The following is a 15,896-nucleotide window of genomic DNA, read 5'->3' on the forward strand; positions in this document are numbered from 1 at the left end:
CTAGGACTGTACGACGGGCAGGTCCACCCGCGACCCGTGCAGCCGGCTGCGGTGCACGTGCACGGTGGGTGGCCCGCCGGGCAGGACCGCGAAGTGGCTCGCGTCTGCGCCGGCAATGGCCAGACGGATGCGGTGGCCCGGCTGGAAGAGATACGACGTCGGCAGCAGGTCGAAAGTCAGCTCGGCGATCTCGCCGGCGACTAGAGGCTGCGCGTCGGTGCGCTTGAAGGTGCGGTAGGGGACGGCCTGGCGGTACGGCGACGGCGAGTCGCTGAGCCGGCGGTGGACGGCGCGCAACTGACCCTCGGTGAGGTAGCTAACCCGGCCCTGCGGATCGACATCCTCCAGATAGACGAAGAACGTGCCGTCGCTGGCGCTGGACGTGACGTACAGCGTGACCACCGGATGCCCGGTCACCTCAAGCGGACGGTCCAGCGCAGCCGAGGTGTAGCTGAGCAGCTTGGCGTCCTGGACCTTGCGGTCGGGGTAACGCACATGTCCACCGATGCCCACCTGGGCATGCCAGCGGGAGTGTTCGCCGGTTCCAGCCGTCTGGTCCACCACGTATCCGTCTGCGTCGCTGTCGGACTCGGGCGGGTTCAGGCTGAGCTGCCGCTGGGCGGCGAGGTAGTAGCTGCGCGTGTCCGCGGGCGGGGGCCACGTCTCGGCCGTCTTCCAGCGGTCTTCGCCCATGGTGAAGTAATGCACCGGCGGCTCGGTGTCGATGCCTGTCTCGGCGCCCTTGAGGTGCTGGTCGACAAACCGCAACAGCTCACGGTCGTGATCGAACTCGGGCCTGCTCAGCCCATGCCACGGATCGACGCGCCAGCCGGCGGTGTGGTTCCACGGTCCCAGGACCAAGCGGCTGCCCGGAGTGGATACGGTGAGGAAGCGTTTGATCGCCGAATGTCCGTAGCCGCCGTCGAACCAGCCGCTGTAGCTGTAGATGGCCGCCCCGGACGCCTCGACGTCATGCCAGTAGTTGTGCGGGCTGATCAGATCGATGCTGCCGACCGGGTCGATGGGTGTACCGATCGGCTGGGCACGGAGGTCGGCCGGGCCGTGAAACGGGTCCGACGGCGCGACGTCGTCACGGAACGTCAGCGACGCCGCGAACTCATGGACGTCGTAATTGGCGCGATGGGCGGCAATGGCCCCGTCGCGCAGGGCGCGGTCGTGGTCGTCTTGCACCGGTTGCGGGCCTATCAGCGGAAGCCTTGCCCACCAAAGCATTTCGTAGAGGGCGTTGCGGTCGAGTGCGTCGTTGTAGCGCCCCCAGGTTTCGGTGAACCACGCGGCGTGAATGCCACCCGGAAACGCGATGTCGGTGTAGATGTCGAAGAGCGAGAAGCACGGCGCGATCACCCGGACCGCGGGGTGGCGGTTGACCAGCAGAAACTCAGCTGAGGTGCCGTCGTACGAATTTCCCAGGGCCGCGACTTTTCCGTTGCACCACGGCTGGCGCACGATCCAGTCGACTATTTCGGCACCGTCGCGGATTTCGTCGGGCGACCATTCACAGGCGCGCGAACCATACGACGCGCCCGCTCCGCGCACGTCTACGTCGATCCAGGCGTAGCCGGCGGCCACGAACCGTCTGCGACGCTGCTTATCGGCCCCGATGTGCTGAAACGGCATGCCCCGCAGCAACATTCGCAACGGCCGGCGCAACTCCATGGACCGGTAGTAGCGGGTTTGGTGCAGAATCACGGGCAGCCGTACCCCACTGGTCAGCCCCGCGGGCAGGTAGACGTCGACGGCGAGCCGCACCCCGTCGCGCATCGTCACGTAGCAGGATGAGTAGCGCATGCCCCGGTAAGCGGGCGGTGTGTCCTGGGTGGTGTACCAGGCCGCATCCGAGCCGCTGTGTCTGCTCATGGGGTAACCAGGCTGATTAGCTCAAGAAGGTGTTGACCGCCGTCGCCAGGTCCGGGGTGGCCGACGTCGGCAGGTTCTGGTAACCGCCGCCGCTGAGCCGGGCGACGGCTTCCCAGGTGGCCCGGTCCGGGTCGTCACCGAAGTCGATCACGTTGACCGCGACCGGCTTGGCCGGGTCTGCGCTGGTGCGAATGAAATCCTGCAGCCCGTTGCCGTCCAGGCTCTGATCGGTGTGCGGCCCTCCGGTGATCACCAGAATCGAATTCGCTTGACCAGAACGGTAATTGGCCTGCGTCTCCTGGTAGATCATGCGCAGCGTGGTGAACGACACCGCACCGCCGCCCGACGAATACTGCTTGTCGAGTGCGGCGGTCAGCGCCGCGGTGCGGGGCTGACCGTTGACCTGGTCGGCCAGCGGCCCGGTCGCCACCTCGGACCGGCCCTCGTGGCCGTCGAACGTCCACAGCCCAATGACCGCGGTTGACGGTAAGGCCTTGATCCGATTGTTAAGTGCTGCAACGACATTGGCCAGCCGGGTCTTGCCGCCGTCGTCCATGGGCAACGATTGGTCGAGCATGATCGTCGCGGCGACACCGGTCGACGGAGTGGACATGGTGTCGGCCAGGGTGGCGCGCATCGCGTCGTCACCGACGGACAACGTGGCAGGCAGCGCCGGAAAGCTGGTCACGGGGCTGCTCGGCGGCTTGACGTCGTTGACGCGGAAGCCCGCTTTGGCCAGCTTGGCCAATTGCTCGGGCTTGTGCATGTATCTGGCGAAAGCGCTGGCAGCTGTGGTCTGTTCCTGCGATAGCCAGGAACCGCTGAGCAGCACGGTCGGATAGTCGGCCAGCGCGACCGGTCCGGGCGGCAACCAGGATGCCAGCTTGCTCTTGGCGTCCGGCATCGATTGGCCGCGCTGGAACAGCTGCTGTTCGGTGGTGACCACCGCGTGCACGGGTGCGGCGGCCGGATCGCTGGGCTTGACCAGGGCGTTCATCGCCTCGGCCAGTGACTCGTCGGTCAGCTTGGGTTGTCCGCCCATCAACGTGCGCACCGCGGCACTGCCGGCGGTCGGTGGCGCGCCGGACGGAGCCGAGGCCGCCGCGATCGCCTCACCGGCCAGGAAGGTGGCGTCGCCGTTGCCGGCAATCGGCAGTGCCATCCGCAATGATCCCCAGCTGGGCAGGTTCAATGCCGCCAGCGAATTGGGGTTGGTCTGCAGGCCGGGCAGTGCCGCCCAGTTCTGCTTGGACAGGGCCTGCTGGAGTTCGGGGCGGATGGCGACCAGCACCGGTGACGTCACCAGCGAACGGCTGTCGCTGATGGTCTTCTGGCCGGCCGCCCCGGCCAGCCGCGCCGCCGAGATGGAGCTGCCCGGAACCCACAGGCCCGGTTGACCACCCAGTTCGGCGGGCCACTTGCCGATGAAGCCCGCGATGACGGCGTCGGGGCCGGACGGTTTGACGGTGACCGTCACACAGCGGTCACCGATCGGCCCGGCGGAGGCGTTGTAGCCGTCGGCAAGAGTCTTCACCTGGTCGGCGATGGTCGGGTCGGCGATGACCGCGACGTTGTCCTTGCCGCCCACACAGCGCGCGGCTGCCGTCTGTGAGCGGTGCGACAGTGCGTCGCTGAAGAAGCCCCACAGGATCACCCCGGCCACCACCACGACGACCGCGACGAGCGCCACGATCACGCCGATGCTGACTCCACGCCGCTTGCCGGTGCTGCGGTGCCCGCCTTGCCACGCGCCAAGTCCGCGGTGGCCGGCGCGGAACAGCGGCGGTGGTGTGGCCGCCAGCGGCTCCGGGCCCGCCGGATCCGCACCTTCCGGGCGCGGGCCGAAGTCGGGATATTCCTCGTCAGCGGCCGCCGAATAGGCGCCGGCGGTGGGGTAGTGGTCCTCGTCGGCGTAATGCTCGTGATCCGGGCACCGGCCTTCGTCGCCCGCCGAGTAGGCGAAGCTGCCCGGAAAATCCGCGGCCGACGGCTCGTCGAAGCTTTCGGGATAGTCGAAACCGTCCGGATCGCCCCCGTCGGGATGGTCAGCTATCTCGTCGCCCGGGTCCTGATGTTCGGCCGAGTGCGCGTCAGACGGCTCGGGGCCTGAATCGGGGCCTGAATCTTCGGGGTCGGGCTTGCTGTGCCTACCCATACCGGCTTATGCGTCCTCTCTTAGACATCCGCTGCAGGTTGGCGCATGTCGAACTGAAATCACGCACCGCCGCGAGCCTTGAATTCGCGCCGGCGGCGATGCAGGATCGGCTCGGTGTAACCGTTGGGCTGCTGGCCGCCGGACAAAATCAGCTCCTGGGCGGCCAGGAACGCGATGCTGTCGTCGAAGTTGGGCGCCATCGGACGGTAGGCCGCATCCCCGGCGTTCTGCTTGTCCACCAACGGCGCCATCCGCTCCAGGCTGGCCCGGACGTCCTCGCTGGTGATCACGCCGTGACGCAACCAGTTGGCCAGCAACTGACTGGAGATGCGCAGGGTGGCGCGGTCCTCCATGAGCGCGGTGTTGTGGATGTCGGGCACCTTCGAGCAGCCGACGCCCTGCTCCACCCAGCGCACCACGTAGCCGAGGATGGACTGACAGTTGTTGTCGACCTCTTCGCGGATCTCCTCGGGTGCCCAGGCCAGCTCCTTGGCCAGCGGAATCGTCAGCAGCTCCTCGATGGTGGTGCGCTTCTTGCCGGCCAGCTCCTCCTGGACAGCGCCCACATCAACCTGGTGGTAGTGCATAGCGTGCAGGGTGGCCGCCGTCGGCGAGGGCACCCAGGCGGTGGTGGCGCCGGCCTTGGGCTGGCCGATCTTCTGCTCGACCATGTCGGCCATCAGCTCGGTCATCGCCCACATGCCCTTGCCGATCTGCGCCTTGCCTTTGAACCCGGCGGCCAGACCGGTGTCGACGTTGGCGTCCTCGTAGGCCTTGATCCAGGTGGTGTTTTTCATCGCACCCTTGCGGATCATCGGGCCGGCTTCCATCGAGGTGTGGATCTCGTCACCGGTTCGGTCCAGGAAGCCGGTGTTGATGAACACCACCCGGTCCGCGGCGGCCTTGATGCACGCCTTCAAATTGACCGTCGTACGCCGCTCCTCGTCCATGATGCCGACTTTGAGCGTGCCCTGCGGCAGGCCGAGCACGTCTTCGACGCGGCTGAACAGCTCGCAGGTGAAGGCGACCTCGGCCGGGCCGTGCATCTTGGGCTTGACGATGTAGATGGACCCGGTGCGGCTGTTGGTCAGGGACCCGTTGGCTTCGCCGGTCTTGATTCCGTGGATGGCTGTCACGCCGGTGAACAGGGCGTCCATGATGCCCTCGAACACCTCGTTGCCGTCTGAATCGACGATCGCGTCGTTGGTCATCAGGTGCCCGACGTTGCGCACGAACAGCAGGCTGCGGCCCGGCAGGGTGAGTTCGCCGCCATCCGGCTTCGTGTAGGTGCGGTCCTGGTTGAGTACCCGGGTGAACGTCTTGCCGTCCTTGAGGACTTCCTCGGACAGGTCGCCCTTGTTCAGGCCAAGCCAGTTGCGGTAGCCGAGCACCTTGTCGTAAGCGTCGACGGCGGTGACGGAGTCCTCGAAGTCCATGATCGTGGTGATCGCCGATTCCAGGATCACGTCCTTGACGCCGGCGGCATCGGTCTTACCGATCGGTGATTCCGGGTCGATCAGGATCTCGATGTGCAGACCGTGGTTGACCAGCAACACCGACGCCGGCGACTCGGCCTCGCCGGTGTAGCCGGCGAGCTGGCCCGCGTCGGCCAAGCCGGTGGATCCCTCCGCAAGGGTGACCACCAGCTGGCCGTCGGCCACCTGGAATCCGGTGGCGTCGGTGTAGGAGCCCGACGCCAGCGGCGCGCTGTCGTCGAGGAACTTGCGCGCGTAGGCGATGACCTTGTCGCCGCGAACCTTGTTGTAGCCGCTGCCCTTTTCCGCGCCGTCGTCTTCTGGGATGACATCGGTCCCGTACAGGGCGTCGTAGAGGGAGCCCCAGCGGGCGTTGGCGGCGTTGAGTGCGAACCGGGCGTTGAGAACGGGCACCACGAGCTGCGGGCCGGCCGTGGTGGTGATCTCGTCGTCGACCCCGGAGGTGGTGATGGTGAAGTCGTCCGGTTCGGGCTGCAGGTAGCCGATCTCGGTGAGGAACTGACGGTATGCGTCGATGTCGAGCGGCTCGAGGACCCGGTGCCGGTGCCATTTGTCGATCTGGGCCTGCAGTTCGTCGCGGGTGTTCAGCAGGGCCTGGTTTTGCGGTGTCAGGTCGGTGACGACCTTGTCGACGCCCGCCCAGAAGCTGTCCGGGTCGATGTCAGTGCCAGGAAGGGCCTCTTTGGTCACGAAATCGTAGAGCACCCGAGCGACGCGCAAGTTGCCCGCCGACACGCGATCAGTCATGGTTCTCCTCCGTAATGGCCACACCGGCCCTGCACTGGCTACTGCGTCAGCCTACCGACCTGCAGCCGCACGAGCGTATCCCGGCCGACCGCAACAGCAGGTCACGCCGCGCTGACAGCTTGGTCCGTGGCTTCCTGATGGTCCCGCGAATTGCTTCCTGGCAACGCGGGTCGCGCTCAGATCATACGGGTTGCGTACAGCCGTGCCGGGCACCGCGCCGGTCAATCGCGCGGTGGCCCGTCCCGCATGGTTCCCACCAAGTCTTCCACCAGATCCTCCAGCGCAACCATGGCAACCACGGCACCGCCTTCGGCACTGTCGGCCGTCACCAATGCCAGATGGCTGTTGCTGCGGCGCAGATGCGACATGGCCTCGGGCAGCCCGAGCGATCTCGGCACCAGCGGCAGCGGACGCACCAGAGCCAGATCGACGACGGTCTTGGGATCGTCGGCCAGCGTCAGCATGTCTTTGATGTGCACATATCCGATGTACTTGCCGTTGCGGTCGAGCACCGGAAACCGGGAATAACCCGTCTGAGCCAGGGCCTCTTCCACCGCGCCGACGGTGGGACCGGAGCCCGCCGCGGCCACCGGGATCGCGCGGATATCGGACAGCGGCACCGCGACATCGCCGACCACCCGGGTGCGGACCCGCAAAGCGCGAGTGAGCCTGGTGTGCTCCTCGCGGTCCAGCAGACCTTCGGACAGCGATTCCGCGATCATCTCGCTGAGCTCCACGGTGGAGACGGTGATGTCGAGTTCGTCTTTGGGTTCGACGCCCAGCCCCCGCAGGATCGCGTTGGCGCACTTGTTGTACAGCACGATGAAGGGGCGCGCGGCGCGCACATACAGCAGGTAGGGCGGCACCAGCAGCATCGCGGTGCGCTCCGGGCCGGCCAGTGCGATGTTCTTGGGCACCATCTCGCCGAGCAGCACATGCAGCGTTACGACAATGGCCAGCGCGATGACGAACGACAGCGTGTGCAGCAACGCCGGATGGATGCCGGTGAATCCCAGCGATGAATGCAGCAGCTCGGCGACGGCGGGTTCGCCGATGCGCCCGAGCAGCAGCGACGACACCGTGACGCCCAGCTGAGCGCCCGCCAGCATCGCCGGGAGTTGCTCACCGGCCCGAATCACCGTGACCGCGCTGGCGCGGCCTTGCTCGGCCAGCGCTTCCAGGCGGTCCCGGCGGGCCGAGATCAGCGCGAATTCCGCTCCGACGAAGAACGCGTTGACGGCGATCAGCAGGATCGCCAGCACCACTGCCCAGATGGGATTCATTCGGTGTCCCGTTCTATGCCGGCACGTCTGGGTTGACCGGTCAGGTCGGTCAGCTCCAGCAGGTCGATCCGGCGGCCGTCCATCTGAACCACCGTGGCCAGCCAGTGCAGCGCGTCGTCCGGCAGGCCGGCGTGATCCAACGCCGTCACCTTGACGGTTTCGCCGGCCACCGGGATATGGCCGAGTTCGCGCAGCACCAGGCCGCCGATGGTCTCGTAGGGTCCCTCCGGGGCTCGGTAGCCGGTGGCCGACGCCACCTCGTCGATGCGCAGCAGACCCGATACCCGCCATCCGGTTTCGCCGGCCACCACGTCCGGCGTCGCGTCGTCGTGTTCGTCGCGGACGTCACCCACGATTTCCTCGATCAGGTCCTCGACGGTCACCATGCCCGCCGTGCCCCCGTACTCGTCGACCACCATCGCGGTGTGCAGCGCATTGGCGCGGATCTGCGCCAGCACCGCGTCGCCGTCCAGAGTCGAGGGCACCACCGCTACGGGTGTGGCGACGGTGGTCAACAAGGTATGCGCACGAGCCGCGGGCGGGACTTCGAATACCTGCTTGACGTGCACGATGCCGACGGTTTCGTCGAGGTCGCCCCGGACCACGGGGAACCGGGAGAACCCGGACGCGGCGACGGCGGCAACCAGGTCTGCGATGGTGTCGTCGGTCTGCAGCGCCACGATCTTGGACCGTGGTGTCATCAGTTCCTCGGCAGTCAACGTGCCGAACTGCAGTGAGCGGTGCATCAGCGACGCCGTGGCGTCGTCGAGCGACCCACTGCGCGCCGAGCTGCGCACCAGGGAAACCAGTTCCTGCGGCGTACGGGCCGACCGTAGTTCCTCGGCCGGCTCGATGCCGAATTGGCGGACGATCCAGTTCGCCGCGCCGTTGGTCAGCCGGATGGCCGGGGTCAACAGCACCGAAAACAACCACTGCGGGAGCACGACCGCGCGGGCGGTCGTCAGCGGGCGTGCCACCGCCAGGTATTTGGGAACGAGTTCACCGAACACCATCGACACCGACGTGACGACGACCAGCGCAAGCAAGGCCGTAATGGTGTCGGCCATCTTGTCCGATATCCCCATGGCGTCCAACCAGGGATGCGGCAGGTTGGCCACCAGCGGTTCGGTCAGATAGCCGGTCGCCAGAGTCGTGATCGAGATACCCAGCTGGGCACCGGAGAGATGAAACGACAACCTGTGGTGGGCGCGGCGGATGAACCGGTCGCGGCCCGAGCCGCTGCGGGCGTTGGCCTCAACCGTGCTGCGGTCGAGCGCAGTCAGCGAGAATTCGGCCGCGACGAACACCGCGGTGCCCGCCGTGAGCACGAGAATGGCCAGAACGCTGACGAGGGAGTTCATCGGTGAGCCGGCTGTCGTGGTGCGGGCCGCTCATCCCGGAAGCCCGCCCGGCCGGGGGCCTCGACGGGTGCCTGCGGCACGTCATCCCTTTCCCTCACGGCCGCGCAGCTCGTTGCTGCGGGTTTGAAGTTCACATGGTAGCCAACCGCTGGCCCCGCGGGCCGGGACGGAGTCACCAGCCGGTGGGCAGGGGATGCCCCTCGGCGAAGCCGGCCGCCGACTGCACACCGATCACGGCGCGCTCATGCAGCTCTTCCAGGTTCGAGGCGCCGACATAGGTGCAGGTGCTGCGAACGCCAGAGGTGATGTGGTCGAGCAGGTCCTCCACGCCGCCCCGATCGGGGTCGAGGCCCATCCTCGACGTCGAGATGCCCTCCTCGAACAACGCCTTGCGTGCCCGGTCGAAGGGGCTGTCCGCACCGCTTCTGGCGACCACCGCGCGCTTGGAGGCCATGCCGTAGCTCTCCTTGAACGGCTGATCGTCGCGGTCGCGCATCAGGTCGCCGGGAGACTCGTAGGTGCCGGCGAACCAGGATCCGATCATCACGTTCGACGCGCCCGCGGTCAGCGCCAGCGCCACGTCCCGCGGATGCCGGATGCCGCCGTCGGCCCAGACATGACCGCCGAGTTCTCGTGCGGCGGCGGCGCATTCCAGCACTGCGGAGAATTGCGGTCGGCCGACACCGGTCATCATCCGGGTGGTGCACATCGCGCCGGGCCCGACACCGACCTTGACGATGCTCGCACCGGCCTCCAGCAGATCCCGAGTTCCCTCCGCCGACACCACATTTCCGGCCACCAGCGGCACACCCAGGTCCAGGGCCGCGACCGCACCGATCGCGTCGAGCGTCTTGACCTGGTGCCCGTGTGCGGTGTCGATAACCAGAAGGTCCACGCCGGCTTCAACGAGGCCGCGGGCCTTGGCGCCCACGTCGCCGTTGATGCCGACGGCCGCGCCGACCCGCAGCTGGCCGGCGCTGTCGATGGCCGGGGTGTAAATGCCGGCGCGGACGGCACCGGTGCGGGTCAGCACTCCGGCCAGGGTTCCGTCCGCGGTGGTCAGCACCGCGACGTCGACGGGGGTGTGCTCGAGCAGATCGAAGATCTTGCGCGGATCGGTGCCCACCGGGGCGGTCACGAAGTCGGTCACCGCGATGTCGCGGACTCGGGTGAAGCGGTCGACTCCCACGTACGACGATTCCCGCACCAAACCGATCGGGCGTCCCTCGAAGAGCACCACGGCGGCCCCGTGCGCGCGCTTGTGGATCAGGGCCATCGCGTCGGACACCGAATCGTCGGGCGCCAGCGTGACCGGCGTATCGAGCACGAGGTCCCGGCTCTTGACGAACTCGACCGTCTGCTGCACGGCCGGAGTCGGCAGGTCCTGGGGCAGGATGACGATGCCGCCGCGGCGGGCGATCGTTTCGGCCATCCGCCGCCCGGCTACCGCGGTCATGTTGGCGACAACCACCGGAATGGTGGTGCCCGAGCCGTCGCCGGTGGACAAGTCGACGTCGAAGCGGGACGCGACATCCGAACGGTTCGGCACGATGAACACGTCGCTGTAGGTCAGGTCGTACCCGGGTCGGTGCCCATCCAGAAACCTCATCGCAATCCTTAGATCGGCACTTCGCTGCGGTCGCCGCTCCACAGCGTGTGGAAGCGCTTGTCCGGCTCGTCGTCGATGCGCCCGTAGGTGTGCGCGCCGAACAGATCGCGCAATCCTTGCGTGAGCGCGGCGGGCAGCCGCTCGGTGCGCAAAGCGTCGTAGTAGGACAGGGCCGAGGAGAACCCCGGAATCGGGATACCCAGTTGCGTCGCAGTCACCACCACGCGACGCCAGCCGTCGATCGCGGCCTCGATCGCGCTGCGGAAGTACGACGCGACGATCAGCGTCGGCAAATCGGGGTCCTCGTCGAATGCGTCCTTGATCCGGTTGAGGAACTTCGCCCGGATGATGCACCCGCCGCGCCAGATCGTCGCCAAGTCGCCCGGTTTGATACTCCAGTCGTACTCGGCGCTGCCCGCCTGAATCTGGTTGAAGCCCTGGGCGTAGGCGATGATCTTCGACGCGTACAGGGCCTGACGGACGTCCTCGACGAATTGAGTTGCGTCACTGGGGTTTTCACCCAGCGCACCGGAAGCCAACCCGGTGGTTGCCTTGCGCTGGGCCACCGAACCCGACAGCGCGCGGGCGAACACCGCCTCGGCGATCCCGGTGACCGGCACGCCAAGGTCCAGCGCGGACTTCACCGTCCAGCGGCCGGTGCCCTTCTGCTCGGCCTCATCCAGGATGACGTCGACGAGCGGCTTACCGGTTCTGGCGTCGGTTTGGCGCAGCACCTGTGCGGTGATCTCGACCAGGAAGCTGTCCAGGTCGCCCTTGTTCCACTCCTCGAACACGTCGGCGATCTGGTCAGCGGTCTTGCCCAGGGCGTCGCGCAACAACTGGTAGGCCTCGCCGATGAGCTGCATGTCGGAGTACTCGATGCCGTTGTGCACCATCTTGACGAAATGCCCGGCGCCGTCGGGTCCGATGTGGGTGCAGCACGGCACCCCGTCGACATGCGCGGAGATCTCCTCGAGCAGCGGACCCAGCGACTTGTACGACGCAGCGGGGCCGCCGGGCATGATCGACGGTCCGTTCAGCGCGCCCTCCTCACCGCCGGAAATCCCGGCGCCGACGAAGTGCAGCCCGCGCTCGCGCATCGCCTTCTCCCGGCGAATGGTGTCGGTGTAGAGCGCGTTGCCGCCGTCGATGATGATGTCGCCCTCTTCCATGGCGTCGGCGAGGTCGTTGATGACGGCGTCGGTGGGATCTCCGGCTTTGACCATGATCAGCACGCGCCGCGGCTTTTCCAGCGCGTCGAGAAATTCGGCGATGGTCTCCGACCGGACGAACTTGCCCTCGTCACCGTGGTCTTTGAGAAGCGCATCGGTCTTGGCGATGGACCGGTTGTGCAGCGCGACGGTGTAGCCGTGGCGGGCGAAGTTGCGGGCGATGTTCGAGCCCATCACGGCCAGGCCGGTGACGCCGATCTGCGCGGTGGCGGTGGTCGATTCCGATGCAGCCGGGGCACTCATGTCTTCGCCTCTCCGTTGGGCCTGTTAAGTCGGGAATCTGCGGCAAAAGCTTCGGACACACTGTGGCACACCGGACTTGTGGCCCTCCAAGGTGTTTCGCCAGGCGCTAGAAAGCGATCAGCCGGTGCAGTTCAGTGAGCCAAGGTACGGCCAGCGCGATCGTCGGCACCACCAGCACGGCCGCCGCGGCCAGATACGCAGCCACCGACAGCCGCAGGCTGTTGCCGCGCCCGGATAGCCGTCGCACCCGCAGCACCGTGCTGGAACCGCTGGCCGCCAACGCGCCCCTGGGTGCCCGGCCCGAGGCGCAGGCCACCAATGCGCGGGCCAGGGGAGTGCGACCGGCCGCGCGAACCGCTGCGTCGTCGGCCAACAGCTCGACGAGCAGCTGTACCGCGCCCAGCGCGTTGGCGCTGCGCACCACCCGGGGAAATGCCGCATGCACCGCGGTGAACGCTTCGAGCACCAGGTCGTGCCGGGCCCGCAGGTGAGCACGCTCGTGGGTGAGGATCGCGGCGACCTCCGCGTCGCCGAGCGTGTTCAGCGCGCCTTCGCTGACGACGACCCGGCTGCGCACTCCCGGCAGACAGTAGGCAAGTGGCTGCGGGACGTCCAAAACGCGCAGGTCGCGAGCCCGCGTGCAGGGCTGGGCCAGCGCACCGTCACATCCGACGTCGACCAGATCAACCACCATGCGGTGGTGAGCCCGTCGCCGACGGGTGGCGATGGCGCCCCGCACCACGGCGGCCACCAGTCGCACTCCGACCAGCACGGTGAGGGCGAACACGGCGAGGTATGCCGTCCACAGCGGCCAACCCAGCCGGCCCTCGGCACCCAGAATGCTGGCGGTGGGGCGCCCGTCGGGCCCGGGCATGAGCAGCCGGCTGGCTATCGCGATCCCCGCGCTGAATGCCGAGAGCGCGGCGGCCAGGGCTATGGCTTGCCAGAGCACCATCGCGGCGCGCGGGGCGCGCAACGGCCACGTCGCTCGTGCCAACAAGGCCGGTGTCGGACCAGCCAGCAGCACCGCGAGGAAGGTGAAGGCCAGCGCGGACACGCTGCCAGTCTCCCTCAGTCCTCCGCTGGAGCGCCAGCAGATGGCGAATCGCGATGGCTGATTTCCAATTCGGCGAGCGCCCGCCGAAGAGCGTCCGCCTCATCGGCCCCGACCCGCTCGACGAAATGCACCAGCGCAGCCTGCCGGCTGCCGGAGTCCTCGGCCTGGTCCAACGCATCGACCATGAGCCCGGCAACGAGCTCGTCGCGGCCGTGCACCGGCGCGTAGCGGTGGGCCCTATCGTCGCGAAGCTGGGAGACCAGATTCTTCTTGGCCAACCGTTGCAACACAGTCATCACCGTCGTGTAAGCGAGGTCGCGCCGAGCCGACAACGCTTCGTGGACCTGGCGAACGGTCTGCGGTTCCGCCGTAGACCACAGGTGATCCATCACGGCGCGTTCCAGATCCCCCAGCCGCGTCAGCTTGGCCATAGTTCGTTCATCTCCATCAAGGTTGAAACAAGCGTACTCCGGCTTACTACCGACCGTCGTATCCCCAGCCGCCGAAACGAAACGCGCGGCCCGACACGAACGAACACTACGCGCTCAGCGCTTGCGAAATTAGGGCAGCCTTGCCTATGCTGAATCCGGTCGAGCGAAACAATGACCGCGGCAGAGTCCTGAGGGCTGCAGCGACCCCCGGTCTACTCGATCGGCGAGCCCCGTGACACGTCACGGGGCTCGCCCGTTTCTGTACATGCATCGATCGTGTAGACACGAGAACGTGGCCTCCACGCCGGACGCGCCGGACTCAGCAGATGCGCTCACGCCCCCCATCCCGCCGGATTTCACCGCGCCGTTCGACACGCAGCTCGGCCTGCAGTTCACCGAACTCAGCCCCGACGGTGCCCGCGCCCAGCTCGAGGTCAAGCCGAACCTGTTGCAGCCGATGGGCCTTGTGCACGGCGGCGTCTACTGCTCGATGATCGAGAGCATGGCCAGTGTGGCCGCCTTCACCTGGCTCGCCTCCAACGGCGGCGGGGAAGTGGTCGGCGTCAACAACAACACCGACTTTCTGCGATCCATCAGCTCCGGGACGGTGTACGGCCGGGCCGAACCGGTGCACCGTGGTCGGCGCCAGCAACTCTGGCTGGTCACGATCACCGACGACGACGACCGGGTGGTGGCCCGCGGTCAGGTGCGGCTACAGAACCTATAAGGACGGTAGGGCGCTAAGCCGCATCGGCCGCCGGGATCGCATCAGCGTGCGGCGCATCGCTTTTGGTGTGGGCGCGGGTCGTGACCAGGTAGACCAGACCCAGACCTACCACGAGGCCCGACATCAGTAGGACGACGTAGTTGTCATACCAGGGCGCCTCGGGCGTCCGCGGCCAGCAAATGTTGACGATCGCCGCGACGCCATAGATCAGCGCGCCGATGTTGACGAGCATGCCCCAGCGGCCCAGCCGATACTTGCCCGACGGTGTCCAGCCCTTCACCCTGGCGCGCAGCGCGGCCAGTACGACCATCTGGAAGCCGATGTACACCCCGACCGTGCCGAAGCTGATGAGTTTGGTCAGCGGGTGGGTGGAGACGATCGATCCGATGATCAAAGCCGCCGGCACGATTACCGCCGCCAGCAGGGCGTAGGGCGGCACATGTCGTTTGTGGTCGAATTTCGCCAGCAGCCGCGAGCCCACGATCATGTCGTCACGGCCGTAGGAGTAGATGAGCCGGCTGGCGGCGGCTTGCAGGCTCAGGGCACACGACACGAACGAAATCAGCACGATGGCGAGCACGATTCTGGATCCGACGTCGCCGAAGGTTCTGGTCAAAACGGTCGAGATGGGATTGGTGTCCTCGCCGCGGATCACCGCGCCGAAGTCGGCGACCGACAGGATCAGGCTCAGGCAGACGAAGGTCGCGGCGGCTCCGCCGATGTAGATGGTGCGGCGCATGGCTTTGGGTATCTGCTTGCCCGGGTTGGGGACTTCCTCGGCGACGTCGCCGCAGGCCTCGAAGCCGAAGAATTGGTAAAGCGCGATCAGGCTGGCGGCCAGGAACGCGTACAGGAAGCTGTGTTCGCCTTGGGCGCCGAAGCTGTGGAAGAGCACACCGAGCCCGTGATGCCGCTGCGTGAGCAGCAACCAGGTGCCCACGACCAGGGCGCCGACGAGTTCGGCGGTAAAGCCGAAGATGGCGAAGTAGCCCAGCATCTTGGTACCGGTCAGATTGATGACGGTCGCCAGCGCCAGTACCGCGAGACCGCAGTAGATTTTCGCCGGCACCGACGGCGCGAAGCCGAACATGGCGGCCATGTACGGCCCGGCGCCGAAAGCCGCGTCCGCGATGAGCGCCAACAGACAGAACATGTAAACCCACCCGGTCATCCACGCCCATTTGCGGCCCCACAGTCGTCGCGCCCAGGGATAGACGCCGCCGGCCACCGGGAATTGCGCCACCACTTCGCTGAATACCAGCGCGACCAGCATCTGCCCGGCTCCCGCGATCAGCAGGCTCCAGATCATCGGCGGACCGGCGGCGGCCAGCGCGAACGCGAACACGGTGTAGATGCCCACCACCGGCGAGAGGTAGGTGAAGCCCAGCGAGAAATTGGCCCACGGGCTCATGTCCCGCCGGAATTCGGACTGGAATCCCAACGCCTCGAGCTGAGCCTGATCGTCGTCCTCGGCGGGTATGCCGCTGCTCAAATCCGCCGGTGGGTGGGGGCGGTCATCGAGGATGTCCGGCGCGATCGGTATCGAGTCGACGGCCACATTGCTTTCCCAGCTCTTCTTGGACCCAGCAAACACCACGAAATGAACCTCCAATCAACGAAAATCCGAAAGCTGTTGCGCTGCTTGTCGTTCACCGATAGGGGAGAGCGATTTGCAGC

The 15,896-nt window shown here is 67.0% G+C and carries 11 protein-coding genes; 1 reads left to right on the forward strand and 10 read right to left on the reverse strand.

Annotated features, from left to right (window positions below; all coding sequences use genetic code 11):
• The 9 genes from BST12_RS02265 to BST12_RS02305 all read right to left on the reverse strand — a co-directional run bounded on the left by BST12_RS02265 (position 1) and on the right by BST12_RS02305 (position 13,492).
• Positions 1-1,878, reverse strand: a complete 1,878-nt coding sequence (locus tag BST12_RS02265) for a CocE/NonD family hydrolase (RefSeq protein ID WP_083111374.1) — start codon at positions 1,876-1,878, stop codon at positions 1-3.
• A gap of 16 nt (positions 1,879-1,894) precedes the next feature.
• The gene (locus BST12_RS02270) at positions 1,895-4,033 is read right to left on the reverse strand and encodes a substrate-binding domain-containing protein (RefSeq protein ID WP_083111375.1); all 2,139 of its coding nucleotides are present in this window, start codon (positions 4,031-4,033) and stop codon (positions 1,895-1,897) included.
• Between the two features lie 59 nt (positions 4,034-4,092).
• Positions 4,093-6,276 carry a malate synthase G gene (locus BST12_RS02275; RefSeq protein WP_083111376.1) on the reverse strand — a complete coding sequence of 728 codons (2,184 nt, stop codon included), beginning with the start codon at positions 6,274-6,276 and terminating at the stop codon, positions 4,093-4,095.
• A gap of 221 nt (positions 6,277-6,497) precedes the next feature.
• Entirely contained in the window at positions 6,498-7,559 is a 1,062-nt protein-coding gene (locus BST12_RS02280) for a hemolysin family protein (protein WP_083111377.1), read from the reverse strand.
• Positions 7,556-8,920: a hemolysin family protein gene (locus BST12_RS02285; protein ID WP_083111378.1), complete on the reverse strand. Its 1,365-nt coding sequence runs from the start codon at positions 8,918-8,920 to the stop codon at positions 7,556-7,558. The genes BST12_RS02280 and BST12_RS02285 overlap by 4 nt, the downstream gene beginning before the upstream one ends.
• Before the next feature lie 172 nt (positions 8,921-9,092).
• A complete protein-coding gene (locus tag BST12_RS02290) occupies positions 9,093-10,529 on the reverse strand; it encodes a GuaB1 family IMP dehydrogenase-related protein (RefSeq protein WP_083111379.1) in 1,437 nt (478 codons plus the stop codon).
• An 8-nt stretch (positions 10,530-10,537) separates the two neighbouring features.
• The gene (gene gndA / locus BST12_RS02295; protein ID WP_083111380.1) at positions 10,538-12,004 is read right to left on the reverse strand and encodes an NADP-dependent phosphogluconate dehydrogenase; all 1,467 of its coding nucleotides are present in this window, start codon (positions 12,002-12,004) and stop codon (positions 10,538-10,540) included.
• 106 nt (positions 12,005-12,110) lie between these two features.
• The gene (locus tag BST12_RS02300) at positions 12,111-13,061 is read right to left on the reverse strand and encodes a M56 family metallopeptidase (protein ID WP_083111381.1); all 951 of its coding nucleotides are present in this window, start codon (positions 13,059-13,061) and stop codon (positions 12,111-12,113) included.
• Between the two features lie 14 nt (positions 13,062-13,075).
• Complete coding sequence (locus BST12_RS02305; protein ID WP_083111382.1) at positions 13,076-13,492, reverse strand: BlaI/MecI/CopY family transcriptional regulator; 417 nt, start codon at positions 13,490-13,492, stop codon at positions 13,076-13,078.
• Positions 13,493-13,757: 265 nt separating this feature from the next.
• On the opposite strand from BST12_RS02305, the gene BST12_RS02310 reads away from it, so the two are divergent.
• Entirely contained in the window at positions 13,758-14,219 is a 462-nt protein-coding gene (locus tag BST12_RS02310) for a PaaI family thioesterase (RefSeq protein WP_083111383.1), read from the forward strand.
• 13 nt (positions 14,220-14,232) lie between these two features.
• On the opposite strand, the gene BST12_RS02315 is transcribed toward BST12_RS02310, so the two are convergent.
• Positions 14,233-15,816: an APC family permease gene (locus tag BST12_RS02315; RefSeq protein ID WP_245850013.1), complete on the reverse strand. Its 1,584-nt coding sequence runs from the start codon at positions 15,814-15,816 to the stop codon at positions 14,233-14,235.
• Positions 15,817-15,896 lie beyond the last annotated feature (80 nt).

Source organism: Mycobacterium angelicum (assembly GCF_002086155.1).
GTDB classification, from domain to species: domain Bacteria; phylum Actinomycetota; class Actinomycetes; order Mycobacteriales; family Mycobacteriaceae; genus Mycobacterium; species Mycobacterium angelicum.